The sequence below is a fragment of the Sanguibacter suaedae genome, from assembly GCF_016342785.1.
In the GTDB taxonomy this organism is placed as follows: domain Bacteria; phylum Actinomycetota; class Actinomycetes; order Actinomycetales; family Cellulomonadaceae; genus Sanguibacter; species Sanguibacter suaedae.
Genome location: NZ_JAEINH010000007.1, coordinates 144,346 through 157,841 on the forward strand (window position 1 = coordinate 144,346; position 13,496 = coordinate 157,841).

At 72.8% G+C, this 13,496-nt stretch carries 11 protein-coding genes; all 11 read left to right on the forward strand.

Going from position 1 to position 13,496, the window contains the following annotated elements; genetic code table 11:
• Positions 1-2: 2 nt before the first annotated feature.
• The 11 genes from carB (at position 3) to rpe (ending at position 13,492) form a co-directional block, all read left to right on the forward strand.
• Positions 3-3,326: a carbamoyl-phosphate synthase large subunit gene (gene carB / locus JAV76_RS10180; protein ID WP_198733932.1), complete on the forward strand. Its 3,324-nt coding sequence runs from the start codon at positions 3-5 to the stop codon at positions 3,324-3,326.
• A complete protein-coding gene (gene pyrF, locus JAV76_RS10185) occupies positions 3,323-4,189 on the forward strand; it encodes an orotidine-5'-phosphate decarboxylase (protein ID WP_198733933.1) in 867 nt (288 codons plus the stop codon). Before carB ends, pyrF begins: the two co-directional genes overlap by 4 nt.
• 139 nt (positions 4,190-4,328) lie before the next feature.
• Entirely contained in the window at positions 4,329-4,640 is a 312-nt protein-coding gene (gene mihF, locus JAV76_RS10190; protein WP_198733934.1) for an integration host factor, actinobacterial type, read from the forward strand.
• A gap of 3 nt (positions 4,641-4,643) precedes the next feature.
• The gene (gene gmk, locus JAV76_RS10195; protein WP_198733975.1) at positions 4,644-5,243 is read left to right on the forward strand and encodes a guanylate kinase; all 600 of its coding nucleotides are present in this window, start codon (positions 4,644-4,646) and stop codon (positions 5,241-5,243) included.
• Between the two features lie 68 nt (positions 5,244-5,311).
• On the forward strand, positions 5,312-5,599 hold the full coding sequence (gene rpoZ, locus JAV76_RS10200) for a DNA-directed RNA polymerase subunit omega (protein ID WP_198733935.1): 288 nt from the start codon (positions 5,312-5,314) through the stop codon (positions 5,597-5,599).
• A 25-nt stretch (positions 5,600-5,624) separates the two neighbouring features.
• The gene (gene coaBC, locus JAV76_RS10205; protein ID WP_198733936.1) at positions 5,625-6,824 is read left to right on the forward strand and encodes a bifunctional phosphopantothenoylcysteine decarboxylase/phosphopantothenate--cysteine ligase CoaBC; all 1,200 of its coding nucleotides are present in this window, start codon (positions 5,625-5,627) and stop codon (positions 6,822-6,824) included.
• A gap of 100 nt (positions 6,825-6,924) precedes the next feature.
• On the forward strand, positions 6,925-8,118 hold the full coding sequence (gene metK, locus JAV76_RS10210) for a methionine adenosyltransferase (protein WP_198733937.1): 1,194 nt from the start codon (positions 6,925-6,927) through the stop codon (positions 8,116-8,118).
• Positions 8,119-8,158: 40 nt separating this feature from the next.
• On the forward strand, positions 8,159-10,354 hold the full coding sequence (locus JAV76_RS10215; protein WP_198733938.1) for a primosomal protein N': 2,196 nt from the start codon (positions 8,159-8,161) through the stop codon (positions 10,352-10,354).
• Between the two features lie 25 nt (positions 10,355-10,379).
• Entirely contained in the window at positions 10,380-11,333 is a 954-nt protein-coding gene (gene fmt / locus JAV76_RS10220; protein ID WP_198733939.1) for a methionyl-tRNA formyltransferase, read from the forward strand.
• Positions 11,330-12,823 (forward strand): RsmB/NOP family class I SAM-dependent RNA methyltransferase, encoded by a 1,494-nt coding sequence (locus tag JAV76_RS10225; protein WP_198733940.1) that lies wholly within the window; start codon positions 11,330-11,332, stop codon positions 12,821-12,823. The genes fmt and JAV76_RS10225 overlap by 4 nt, the downstream gene beginning before the upstream one ends.
• Positions 12,824-12,832: 9 nt before the next feature.
• Positions 12,833-13,492, forward strand: a complete 660-nt coding sequence (gene rpe, locus JAV76_RS10230; RefSeq protein ID WP_198733941.1) for a ribulose-phosphate 3-epimerase — start codon at positions 12,833-12,835, stop codon at positions 13,490-13,492.
• The last annotated feature ends 4 nt before the right edge of the window (positions 13,493-13,496 follow it).

Sequence of the window (13,496 nt, forward strand, 5' to 3'; positions counted from 1 at the left end):
CAGTGCCCCGCAGACACGACATCACCAGCGTCCTGGTCATCGGCTCCGGGCCGATCGTCATCGGACAGGCCGCCGAGTTCGACTACTCCGGCACCCAGGCGTGCCGCGTCCTGAAGGAGGAGGGCCTGCGGGTCATCCTCGTGAACTCCAACCCGGCGACCATCATGACCGACCCGGAGTTCGCCGACGCCACGTACATCGAACCGATCACCACAGAGGTCCTCACCTCGATCATCGCCAAGGAGCGCCCCGACGCGGTCCTGGCGACCCTCGGTGGGCAGACCGCCCTCAACGCCGCCATCTCGCTCGACGAGGCCGGTGTCCTCGAGGAGTATGGAGTCGAGCTCATCGGTGCGAACATCGCCGCCATCCAGAAGGGCGAGGACCGCCAGCAGTTCAAGGAGGTCGTCGCCAAGTGCGGCGGGGAGTCCGCCCGCTCGGAGATCATCCACTCCGTCGAGGAGGCCGTCGCCGCCGCCGGGTCCCTCGGGTACCCCATGGTCGTGCGCCCCTCGTTCACCATGGGTGGCCTGGGTTCCGGCATCGCCTACGACGAGAAGGACCTGCGGCGCATCGTCGGGCAGGGCCTGCACTACTCGCCCACCACGGAGGTGCTCCTCGAGGAGTCGATCCTCGGGTGGAAGGAGTACGAGCTCGAGCTCATGCGCGACAAGGCCGACAACGTCGTGGTCGTGTGCTCCATCGAGAACGTCGACCCCGTCGGTGTGCACACCGGCGACTCGGTGACCGTCGCCCCCGCGCTGACCCTCACCGACCGCGAGTACCAGCGCCTGCGGGACATCGGCATCGCCGTCATCCGCGAGGTCGGCGTCGACACCGGCGGGTGCAACATCCAGTACGCCGTGCACCCCGAGACCGGTCGCGTCGTCGTCATCGAGATGAACCCCCGCGTGTCCCGGTCCTCCGCCCTGGCGTCCAAGGCCACCGGGTTCCCCATCGCGAAGATCGCCGCGAAGCTCGCCGTCGGGTACACCCTCGACGAGATCCCCAACGACATCACCGGGTCCACCCCGGCGTCCTTCGAACCCACCCTCGACTACGTCGTCGTCAAGGTCCCCCGGTTCGCGTTCGAGAAGTTCCCCGCCGCCGACGACACCCTCACCACGACCATGAAGTCCGTCGGCGAGGCCATGGCCATGGGCCGCAACTTCACCGAGGCCCTCGGCAAGGCCCTGCGGTCCCTCGACATCGCCGGGTCCACGTTCCACTGGGACGGCGACCCCGTCACAGGCGCCGACCTCGACGCGCTCCTCGTGGAGATCGCCCGCCCCACCGAACGGCGCCTCGTCCAGACCCAGCAGGCGCTGCGCGCCGGTGCCACCATCGAGCAGGTCTTCGACGCCACGAAGATCGACCCCTGGTACCTCGACCAGATCCAGCTCGTCAACGAGATCGCCGACGAGGTCGCCGCAGCGCCCGCCCTCACCGGCGCCGTCCTGCGCCGCGCCAAGCGCCACGGCCTGTCCGACGCCCAGATCGCCCGCCTGCGCGGCATCGGCGGCGAGCGCGGCGCGGGGGAGGCCACCGTCCGGGAGGTCCGGCGCGCACTCGGTGTGCGGCCCGTGTTCAAGACCGTCGACACGTGCGCGGCGGAGTTCAAGGCCGAGACCCCGTACCACTACTCCACGTACGACGCGGAGACCGAGGTGCGCCCCCGAGACCGGGAGGCCGTGCTCATCCTCGGGTCCGGGCCCAACCGCATCGGGCAGGGCATCGAGTTCGACTACTCGTGCGTGCACGCCGCCCTCGCGCTCAAGGGCGAGTACGAGACCGTCATGGTCAACTGCAACCCCGAGACGGTGTCCACGGACTACGACACCGCCGACCGCCTGTACTTCGAGCCGTTGACGTTCGAGGACGTCCTCGAGGTGTACGAGGCGGAGCTCGCCGTGGGCCCGGTCAAGGGCATCATCGTCCAGCTCGGCGGGCAGACACCCCTGTCGCTCGCCCAGCGCCTGGCCGACGCGGGCCTGCCGATCCTCGGCACGTCGCCCGAGGCCATCGACCTCGCCGAGGACCGCGCCGAGTTCGGGCGCGTCCTGGGTGACGCGGGGCTGCCCGCCCCGGCGTTCGGCACCGCGACGACCCTCGCGCAGGCCTGCGAGATCGCCGAGACCATCGGGTACCCGGTGCTCGTGCGCCCCTCGTACGTCCTCGGCGGTCGGGGCATGGAGATCGTGTACTCGCGCGACCAGCTCACCGGGTATGTCGAGAAGGCTCTCGGTGACGCGGCGCGCGGTGGCGGGCACCTCGCCCCGATCCTCATCGACCGGTTCCTCGACGGTGCCATGGAGATCGACGTCGACGCCCTCTTCGACGGCGAGGAGATGTTCCTCGGTGGTGTCATGGAGCACCTCGAGGAGGCCGGCATCCACTCCGGGGACTCCGCGTGCGTCCTGCCACCGGTGTCGCTGTCGGACTCCGAGATCGAGCGCATCCGCCGGTCCACGGAGGCCATCGCCCGCGGTGTCGGGGTGCGCGGTCTGCTCAACGTGCAGTACGCCCTGGTCTCCGACGTCCTGTACGTCCTCGAGGCCAACCCCCGTGCCTCCAGGACGGTGCCCTTCGTGTCCAAGGCCACGGGTACGTCCCTCGCCAAGGCCGCCGCGCTCGTCATGACCGGCCACACCATCGCCGACCTGCGCGAGAGCGGTGTCCTGCCCGCCCACGGCGACGGGGGATCGATGGATCTCGATGCGCCGATCGCGGTGAAGGAGGCGGTCCTGCCGTTCAAGCGTTTCCGCACCGCTGACGGTGTCGCGGTGGACACGGTGCTCGGACCCGAGATGCGGTCCACCGGTGAGGTCATGGGGTTCGACGTCGACTTCCCCACGGCGTTCGCGAAGTCCCAGGCTGCGGCATTCGGTGGGCTGCCCACCTCCGGGTCGGTGTTCGTGTCGGTCGCCGACCGGGACAAGCGGTCCATCGTGTTCCCCGTCAAGCGTCTCGCGGAGATGGGCTTCGAGATCCTCGCCACCGCCGGCACCGCGAACGTGCTGCGCCGCAACGGCATCAGCTCCACGGTCGTGCGCAAGTACTCCGCCGGTCGCGGCGACGCGGGTGAGCCCACCATCGTCGACCTCATCACCGACGGATCGGTCGACATGGTCGTCAACACCCCCTCCGGGCAGGGGGCACGGGCCGACGGGTACGAGATCCGGGCGTCCACGACCGCCGCCGACAAGCCCATCATCACCACGGTCGCCCAGCTCGCCGCCGCGGTGCAGGGCATCGAGGCGGTCCTGTCCGGACCCTTCCACGTCCGCTCCCTCCAGGAGTACGTCGGCACGCAGGACGCCCGATGAGCGCCGGGCGCCCCACCTTCGGCGAACGCCTGAGCGCGGCCACCGCCGAGCACGGGCCGCTGTGCGTGGGCATCGACCCGCACCCGGCGCTCCTGGCCGCCTGGGGACTGACCGACGACGCCGACGGCCTGCGGGCCTTCGCACTGACCGTCGTCGATGCCCTCGGCGGGCAGGTCGCCGCGCTCAAGCCCCAGGCGGCGCTCTTCGAGCGTCACGGGTCCCGCGGCGTCGCCGTCCTCGAGGACGTCGTCGCCGCGGCCCGCGCCGCACGGACACTGACGATCGTCGATGCCAAGCGTGGCGACATCGGCTCCACCATGCAGGGCTACGCCGACGCCTACCTGCGCGACGGCTCACCCCTGGCCGGGGACGCCCTGACGGTGTCCCCGTACCTCGGCTTCGGGTCGCTCGCCCCGGCCGTCGAGGCGGCCCACGCCACCGGTCGCGGACTGTTCGTGCTGTGCCTGACGTCCAACCCCGAGGGGGCCGACGTCCAGCACGCCACCGACACCCGCGGCCGCAGCGTGGCCGCCGAGATCGCCGCCCGCGCCGCCGAGCTCAACGCGCCCGCCGGTGCCGAGGGCCACCTCGGGTCCGTCGGCCTCGTCGTCGGTGCGACCGTCGGGGACGCCGCCTCCGAGCACGGGGTCGACCTCGCCGCGGTGAACGGACCGCTCCTCGCCCCCGGGGTCGGGGCGCAGGGCGCCGGGGGAGCGGAGCTCGCCGCCGTCTTCGGCGACGCGCGTCCCGCAGTCCTCGCCTCCTCGTCCCGCGGAGTCCTCGCCGCAGGGCCGGACGCGAGGGCCCTCCTCGCCGCCGCACGACGCGCCGCGGACGACGCACGCGCCGCACTGGGGGCCTGAACGGGCTCCCCATCGGGTGAAAAAGGGAGCCTGACACGGCGAAATACCGCCACGAGGGCGTGTTTCCCGCGTTGCCGAGGTGTCGGAACGTCGCTAGTTTCGCAACAACGTTCCCGATCGTCCGAAGAAGGTGACCGGCGTGCCACTACCCGAACTCACACCCGAGCAGCGCTCCGCAGCGTTGGAGAAGGCCGCGTCAGCGCGCCGGGCCCGTGCCGAGGTGAAGAACCGCCTGAAGTACTCTTCAGGTGCACTCTCCGACGTCATCCGTCAGGGACAGGAGGACGACGTCATCGGCAAGCTCAAGGTCGTGTCGCTCCTCGAGTCCCTCCCCGGCGTCGGCAAGGTCAAGGCGAGGGCGATCATGTCCGAGGTGGGCATCGCCGAGAGCCGCAGGGTGCGCGGACTGGGACCGCACCAGGCGGCGGCCCTCATCGAAAGGTTTGGCTGAATCATCACTGCTTCCTCGCACCACAGCGTCCCCGCCGCACGACTGACCGTCCTCGCCGGCCCCACCGCCGTCGGCAAGGGCACCGTCTCCGCCGACATCCGCGCCCGGTACCCCGACGTGTGGCTCTCGGTCTCGGCGACCACCCGGTCCCCACGACCCGGTGAGATCGACGGCGTCCACTACCACTTCGTCGGACCGGACGGGTTCGCGCAGATGGTCGAGGACGGGGAGCTCCTCGAGTGGGCCGTGGTGCACGGTCGCAACAGCTACGGCACACCCCGCACGCCCGTCGAGGAACGCCTCGCCGCTGGTGTGCCCGCGCTCCTGGAGATCGACCTCCAGGGCGCCCGGCAGGTCCGCGGCACCATGCCCGACGCGCGTTTCGTGTTCCTCGCACCGCCCAGCTGGGAAGAGCTCGAACGCCGCCTCGTCGGCCGGGGCACCGAGGGGCCCGAGGAGCGCGAGCGCCGCCTCGCCACCGCCAAGGTGGAGCTCGCCGCCGAGTCCGAGTTCGACCACGTCATCGTCAACGACGACGTCCGACGTGCCACCGACGAGCTCATCACGGTCATGGGCCTGCAGCCCCACGTCACCCACGCCTGAGACCTACGCGTCCCAGGACGCAGTAGACTGGTCGACCGGCCCCACCCTCGTACGTTCGGAGTTCATCTGTGTCTGGAACCGTCGCCTCCCCGATCGGCATCACCGACCCGCCCATCGACGACCTGCTCGAGCGCGCCGACTCGAAGTACGCCCTCGTGGTGTACTCGGCCAAGCGTGCCCGTCAGATCAACGCGTACTACTCCCAGCTCCACGAAGGGCTCCTCGAGTTCGTCGGGCCCCTCGTCGAGACCCGCAACCAGGAGAAGCCGCTGTCCATCGCCATGCGCGAGATCAACGCCGGCCTCCTGACCGTGGAGGCCACGGACGAGAAGCCGACCGGTACCTCCGGGACCTGACGCACAGCACCGAGGACAGGACAGCATGCGCATCATCCTCGGGGTGAGCGGTGGGATCGCCGCCTACAAGGCGATCCACCTCCTGCGGACGTTCACCGAGGACGGCCACTCCGTGCGGGTGCTTCCCACCGCGGCCGCCCTCGAGTTCGTCGGAGCGCCCACGTGGGAGGCGCTCTCGGGCGAACCCGTGGCCACCACGGTGTTCGCGGACGTCCCGCACGTCCCGCACGTCGCCCTCGGGCAGCAGGCGGACCTCGTCGTCGTCGCCCCGGCGACCGCCGACCTCCTGGCGCGCATGACCGCAGGTCGCAGCGACGACCTCCTCACCGCGACCCTGCTCACGGCCCGGTGCCCGGTGCTCGTCGCACCCGCGATGCACACCGAGATGTGGCAGCACCCCGCCACCACCGAGAACGTCGCAACCCTCCGCAGGCGGGGCACCCACGTCCTGGACCCCGCCTCGGGCAGGCTCACCGGTGCCGACACCGGCCCCGGCCGACTCCCCGAGCCGCACGAGATCGCCCAGGCCGCCTACGCGCTCGTCCACGACCCCGACCTCGCAGGTCGGCACGTGGTCGTCTCCGCCGGCGGAACCCGTGAGCCCCTCGACCCCGTGCGGTTCCTCGGCAACCGCAGCACCGGCCGCCAGGGCTACGCCCTCGCCGCCGCAGCACGGGCCCGGGGCGCGCAGGTCACCCTCGTCGCAGCGAACACCGCCCTCGCGGCACCCCCGGGGGTCGACGTCGTGCCGGTGGAGACCACCGCCCAGCTGCGGACCGCCGTCCGTGAGGCCGCAGCGACGGCCGACGTCGTCGTCATGGCCGCCGCGGTCGCCGACTTCCGGCCGGCCGAGTCCACCGAGCACAAGATCAAGAAGCGCGACGACGGGCACGTGGCGCCCATCGAGCTCGTCGCCAACCCCGACGTCCTCGCCGAGCTGGCCGCCGAGCGCCTGCGCCCCGGGCAGGTCGTCGTCGGCTTCGCCGCGGAGACCGGCGACGCGAACGGCGACGCCCTCTTCCACAGCCGCCGCAAGGCCCGCCGCAAGGGCGCCGACCTCCTCGTCATGAACCCCGTGCACGACGGCCGCGGGTTCGGGACGCCGGACAACGAGATCACCGTCCTCGACCGTGACGGGACCGTCATGACCACCGCCGCCGGGACCAAGGCGCACGTCGCCGGCGTCGTCCTCGACCACGTCGCCGAGCTCCTCCGGCGACGCTGAGCGCTCGCCCCCGGACAGACCGGACACGCCCGGTCGTCCGCGGTCTCACAGACGACCACGCGTCCCCGAGCCCGGGCGGGCACCCCGTATCCTTGGCGCCATGACCGAATCTCTGCGCCTCTTCACGTCCGAGTCGGTGACCGAGGGGCACCCGGACAAGGTCTGCGACCAGATCTCCGACGCCATCCTCGACGCGCTCCTCGAGCAGGACGCGGCGTCCCGCGTCGCCGTCGAGACGCTCGTGACCACCGGGCTCGTCCACGTCGCCGGCGAGGTGTCCACCGAGGCGTACGTCGAGATCCCGCAGATCGTCCGCCAGGTCGTCCGCAGCATCGGGTACACGTCCTCGTCCATCGGGTTCGACGGCGACTCGTGCGGCGTGTCCGTCTCCATCGGCCAGCAGTCGCCCGATATCGCCCAGGGCGTGGACAAGGCGCTCGAGCAGCGCAGCGACACGGCCTCCGGCGACCCGCTCGACGCGCAGGGCGCCGGCGACCAGGGCCTGATGTTCGGGTACGCCTCCGACGAGACCCCCACCCTCATGCCCCTCCCGGTCTTCGTCGCGCACCGCCTCGCCGAGCGTCTCGCGGCGGTCCGCAAGCAGGACGTGATCCAGGGCCTGCGCCCGGACGGCAAGACCCAGGTCACCGTGGGGTACGACGGAGACCGAGCGGTCCGTGTCGACACCGTCGTGCTGTCCACGCAGCACGCCCCCGACGTCCGCCAGGACGAGCTCACCGCCGCGGTCGCCGAGCTCGTCGTCGCACCGGTCCTCGCCGACCTCGACATCGACACCACCGGGCACACGCTCATCGTCAACCCCACCGGAACCTTCGTCGTCGGTGGCCCCCAGGGCGACGCCGGGCTCACCGGTCGCAAGATCATCGTCGACACCTACGGCGGCATGGCCCGCCACGGTGGTGGCGCGTTCTCCGGCAAGGACCCGTCGAAGGTGGACCGGTCCGCCGCGTACGCCACCCGGTGGGTCGCCAAGAACGTCGTCGCCGCCGGACTGGCGCGGCGCTGCGAGGTGCAGGTCGCCTACGCCATCGGTAAGTCGCACCCCGTGGGTCTGTACGTCGAGACCTTCGGGACCGAGACCGTCCCGCTCGAGCGCATCACCGCCGCGATCCGTGAGGTCTTCGACCTGCGGCCCGGAGCGATCGTCCGCGACCTCGACCTCCTGCGGCCCATCTACCAGCAGACCGCAGCCTATGGGCACTTCGGCCGGGAGCTCCCCGCCTTCACCTGGGAGCGCACCGACCGCGTCGACGACCTGCGCTCGGCCGTCTGACGCTCGAGCGCGCCACGCCCTTCGTCGCCACGGACCGCCCATGACCGCCCAGGGCCCGGAGCAGCCCACGCTGCCCGGCCTGCCCCCGCCCGCCGTGAGAGCGCGCGCAGCAGGGGTGCGGGCCAGGACCTCGGAGACCGGGCAGCCCCTCGCGGAGGACCTGCCGATCGCCCGCGTGTGCGTCGACGTGCCCCCCGCACACCTCGACCGGCTCTTCGACTACACGGTCCCGCAGTCGATGGCGGCCGAGGCCGTTCCCGGTGTGCGGGTCAAGGTCCGCTTCGGGGCCCAGGACGTCGACGGGTACGTCATCGAGCGCGTGGCCGCCACCGACCACGAGGGCCGGCTCGTGGCGCTGCGCAAGATCGTCTCGCCCCAGCCCGTGCTCACCCCCGAGGTCGCCGGTCTCGCCCGACGTGTGGCCGACTACTACGCGGGGTCCATGACCGACGTCCTGCGCCTCGCGGTCCCGCCACGGCTAGCCCGCGTCGAGACCGAGGAACCGGTGGCGGCACCGGCGCCCCCCGCGACCGGCACGGTGACCGAGGAACTGGTCGCCGCGTGGTCCGACGTGCGCGGGGGAGAGGCGTACCTGCGTCGGCTCGCCGCGGGCGAGTCGCCGCGAGCGGTCTGGTCCGCGCTGCCGGCCTCCCGCGAGCGCGGCGGGTGGCCCGCGGCTCTCGCGGCGGCCGCGAGCGCTGTGCTGCGCAGCGGTCGCGGCGCGCTCCTCGTCGTCCCGGACGCCCGGGACGTCGAGCTGCTCGCCGAGGCTCTGGTGGCGGTGGGGGTGGCGGAGTGGTCCCGTGAGGGTGCCACGAGCGCCCCCGGGCTCGGACCGGCGGCGTCGTTCGTGCGGCTGACGGCCGACGCGGGTCCGACGCCTCGGTACCGGAGCTTTCTCGCGGCTCTGCGTGGTGGGGCGCGGGTGGTGGTCGGGACGCGGGCTGCGGCGTTCGCCCCGGTGGCGGACCTCGGTCTGGTGGTGTGCTGGGACGACGTGGACCCGATGCACCAGGAGCGCAGGGCGCCGTACCCGCACGTGCGGGAGGTTCTTGCGTTGAGGTCGGAGCAGACGGGGTGCGCGGTCCTCGTGGGTTCGGTGTCGAGGTCCATCCATGCGCAGGCGCTGGTGGAGAGCGGGTGGGCGCGGGAGCTGGTCGCGGACCGGGCGACGGTGCGTGCCCGGACGCCGAGGGTACAGGCGTTGACGTCGGTGGAGGTGGCGCGGGAGGGTGCTGCGGGTGCGGCCCGGTTGCCCGGTGCTGCGTGGCAGGCGATGACCGCGGGGTTGCGGGACGGTCCGGTCCTCGTGCAGGTGCCCCGGGCGGGGTACCTGCCGGTGGTGGCGTGCGTGCGGTGCCGGGAGGCTGCGCGGTGCGGGGTGTGCACGGGGCCGTTGTCGCTCACGGGTGCGCGGGCGACGCCGCAGTGTGCGTGGTGCGGTGCGCTGGCGGGCGGGTGGTCGTGCCCCGAGTGCTCGGCGACGGGGTTGCGGTCGGTGCGGGTGGGTAGCGACCGGACGGCGGAGGAGCTGGGGCGTGCGTTCCCCGGGGTCCCGGTGCGTTCCTCGGGTGCGCGGTCCGCGGCGGGCGTTCTGGCGTCGGTCCCGTCGAGCCCTGCGCTGGTGGTGGCGACGCCTGGGGCGGAGCCGGTCGTCGAGGGTGGGTACTCGGTGGGCGTGCTCCTCGATGCTGCGGTCTCGACGAACCACGTGGGTCTGTACACGGATCAGGAGGCGCTGCACAGGTGGTTGTCGGCGGCCGCGTTGGTGCGGCCGTCGACCGAGGGTGGTCGGGTCCTGCTGGTGGGGGACGCGGCACCGATCCCGACGAACGCCCTGGTGCGGTGGGACCCGGTGGGGATGGCGAGCAGGGAGCTCGACGAGCGGGTGGAGCTGTCGTTGCCGCCGGCGGCGCGGATCGCGTCGGTGTCGGGCGACCGGCACGCGGTGGACGCATTCCTGGCGCGCCTGCACCTGCCCGAGGGGGGTTCGGTGCTGGGGCCGGTGGACGTGGACCCGGACCAGGTGCCGCGTGACGGGGCGCCGGGAAGCACGCGGCGGAGCGTGGCGAGGACCACGGGCACGCTCGAGGCGCCGGTGCGTGCGGTGGTCCGGGTCCCGGTGGGCCGTGGTCGCGAGCTGGCGCGGGCGATGGCCGGGGTCCTGGCGGTCGCGAGCGCCAAGCGGGAGACGGGCCTGGTGTCGGTGGTGCTCGACCCGAAGGAGATGGTGTGACGGGGCGGCTCCTACACTGGGGCCCATGCGTCTGCTCTTCGCCGGTACCCCGGCCGTAGCTGTTCCTGCCCTGGAGGCCCTGCTCGCCTCGCGTCACGAGGTCGTGGCGGTGCTCACGCGGGCGGACGCCCGGTCGGGCCGGGGTCGGCGTCTGGTGCCCAGCCCGGTGCGGGCGCGGGCGGAGGAGGCCGGTGTGCGTGTCCTGACGGAGCGTCCGAGGTCCGAGGGCTTCGTCGAGCTTCTCCGGGGGCTCGAGGTCGACTGTGCGCCCGTGGTGGCGTACGGCGAGATCCTGCCCACCGAGGTCCTCGCGGTGCCGGTGCACGGGTGGGTGAACCTCCACTTCTCGGTCCTCCCGGCGTGGCGTGGTGCCGCCCCGGTGCAGCGTGCCGTGATCGCGGGGGACGAGGTCACGGGTGCGAGCACCTTCCGTATCGAGGAGGGGCTCGACACGGGTCCGGTCTTCGGGACGACGACGGAGACGATCCGTCGCACGGACACGGCGGGCGATCTCCTCGACCGGTTGTCGGTCTCGGGTGCCGAGCTCCTCGTGGCGACGCTCGACGCGCTCGAGGACGGTGTGCTGTCGCCGGTCCCGCAGGGCTCGGAGGGTGTGAGTGTCGCTCCCAAGCTGTCGGTCGCCGATGCGCGGGTCACGTGGACGCACCCCGCGCACGCGGTCGACCGTCTCGTGCGCGGCTGCACGCCTGCACCGGGAGCTTGGACGACGCTGCCTGACGGGGCGCGTCTGGGTCTCGGTCCTGTGCGGGTGGTCGACGAGGACGTCGTGCCGGCCGGGAGCCTGGCGCCGGGGGAGGTGCAGGTCACCAAGCGTGCGGTTCGGGTGGGGACCGCGACGGCGGCCGTGGAGCTCGGTGACGTGGTGCCTGCCGGCCGCAAGGCGATGCCGGCCACGGACTGGGCGCGTGGTGCCCGCCCGGGCGAGGGTCTGCGCCTCGGTGCGGAGGTCGCGGCGTGAGCGGCGAGCACGGTCGTCGCGACGCCAAGGGGCGGGAGCGCGGCGCGGCGCGGGCGCGGGGCGAGGGCAGTCGTGGGGCGCTGGCCCCGGGGGAGCGGCGCAAGGGCACGGACCCTGCGCGGACGGTCGCCTTCGACGTCCTGCGCGAGGTGGCGGAGTCGGACGCTTACGCGAACCTCGTCCTGCCGCCGATGCTCCGGTCCCGTGGGCTGAGCGGGCGGGACGCGGCGTTCGCGACCGAGCTCACCTACGGCACCCTGCGACTGCGCGGCAGGTACGACGCGGTCATCGCCGAGTGCGTCGACCGTCCGCTGGACAGGATCGACGCCCCGGTGCTCGACGTCCTGCGCCTGGGGGCCCACCAGGTGCTGGGGATGCGGGTCCCCGCGCACGCCGCCGTGTCGGAGACGGTGGGGCTGGCCCGGCAACGCGTGGGTGCGGGCAGCGCGCAGTTCGTCAACGCGGTGCTGCGCAAGATCACGCGGACCGACCTCGAGGAGTGGCTCGAGGTCGTCGAGGGCCGCGAGGACGACGAGGTGGCGCGACTGTCCGTCGTGGACAGCCACCCGCAGTGGATCACCCGGGCGCTGCGCGACGCGCTCGTCGCTGCGGGTCGTCCTGTGGACGAGCTGGAGTCGTTGCTCGAGGCGGACAACGCGTCCCCGCGGGTGACCCTGGTGGCACGTCCGGGCCTGGTGTCGGCCGAGGACCTGGGGGCGCGCGTGGCGTCACGTCCGGGACGCTACGCGCCGACGGCCGTCGTCCTCGAAGGGTCCGACCCCGGGTCCCTCGCGGACGTCCGGGACGGTCGGGCGGGCGTCCAGGACGAGGGCAGCCAGCTGGTGACCCTGGCGTTCGTGCAGGCACCGGTCGAAGGGCCCGACGAACGGTGGCTCGACCTGTGCGCCGGCCCCGGTGGCAAGGCCGCCCTGCTCGCCGCGATCGCGGGGACGCGGGGTGCGCGGATCGTCGCGAACGAGGTCCAGCCGCACCGCGCGGACCTCGTGGAGCGGTCGCTGGCCGCGGTGCCGGAGGACTCCGTGGAGCAGGTGCAGGTGTGGGACGGTCGTGACGTGGGGACGCAGGAGCCCGGGTCCTACGACCGGGTCCTCGTCGACGCGCCGTGCACGGGCCTCGGTGCGCTGCGGCGCAGGCCGGAGTCCCGGTGGCGCCGCGTGCCGGCCGACGTTCCCGTCCTGGCCGCCCTCCAGCGCGAGCTGCTCACGTCGGCCCTGGCCGCGGTGCGCCCGGGCGGCGTCGTGGGGTACGTGACGTGCTCACCGCACCTGGCGGAGACACGGACGGTCGTCTCCGACGTCCTGCGAGCGCTGCCGGAGGGGTCGGTGGAGATCCTCGACGCCCGGGCGCTGGTGACGCAGATCGCCGGGACGGACATGCCGTTGGCGGACCGTCTGGACGTCCAGCTGTGGCCGCACCTGCACGGGACGGACGCGATGCACCTGACGCTGCTGCGGAGGGTGACGCCCTAGGCTGGGGCCATGGCTCTGATCTCACCCAGCATCCTGTCCGCCGACTTCACGAACCTCGAGCGGGACCTGCAGGCGATCTCGTCGGCGGACTACGCGCACGTGGACGTCATGGACAACCACTTCGTGCCGAACCTGACCATCGGGTTGCCGGTGGTGGAGCGCATCGTCGAGGTGTCGCCCGTCCCGGTGGACGTGCACCTGATGATCGAGGACCCGGACCGGTGGGCGCCGGGGTTCGCGGAGGCGGGTGCGCAGTCGGTGACGTTCCACGCGGAGGCGGCGAGCGCACCGGTGCGGCTGGCGAGGGAGCTGCGGCGCCTCGGCGCGCGCGCGGGCATGGCGTTGCGGCCCGCGACACCGCTGGAGGGGTTCGTGGACCTCCTGGGCGAGATCGACATGCTGCTCGTGATGACGGTGGAGCCGGGCTTCGGTGGGCAGTCGTTCATCGAGGGGACGTTGCCGAAGATCCGTCGGGCGCGTCAGGCGATCTCGGACGCGGACCTGGACGTGTGGATCCAGGTGGACGGTGGGGTGTCACGGTCGACGATCGAGCGTGCGGCGGAGGCCGGGGCGAACGTCTTCGTGGCGGGTTCGGCGGTGTACGGCGCGCAGGACGTGGCCTCCGAGATCGAGGTCCTGCGGTCGATGGCCGGGGCGCACCGCCACTGAGGGT

Bases quoted from the DNA above. Each gene is read 5' to 3' on its own strand.
- pyrF (WP_198733933.1), top strand. From the start codon at position 3,323: ATGAGCGCCGGGCGCCCCACCTTCGGCGAACGCCTGAGCGCGGCCACC.
- coaBC (WP_198733936.1), top strand. From the start codon at position 5,625: ATGCGCATCATCCTCGGGGTGAGCGGTGGGATCGCCGCCTACAAGGCG.
- metK (WP_198733937.1), top strand. From the start codon at position 6,925: ATGACCGAATCTCTGCGCCTCTTCACGTCCGAGTCGGTGACCGAGGGG.
- JAV76_RS10215 (WP_198733938.1), top strand. From the start codon at position 8,159: ATGACCGCCCAGGGCCCGGAGCAGCCCACGCTGCCCGGCCTGCCCCCG.
- fmt (WP_198733939.1), top strand. From the start codon at position 10,380: ATGCGTCTGCTCTTCGCCGGTACCCCGGCCGTAGCTGTTCCTGCCCTG.
- rpe (WP_198733941.1), top strand. From the start codon at position 12,833: ATGGCTCTGATCTCACCCAGCATCCTGTCCGCCGACTTCACGAACCTC.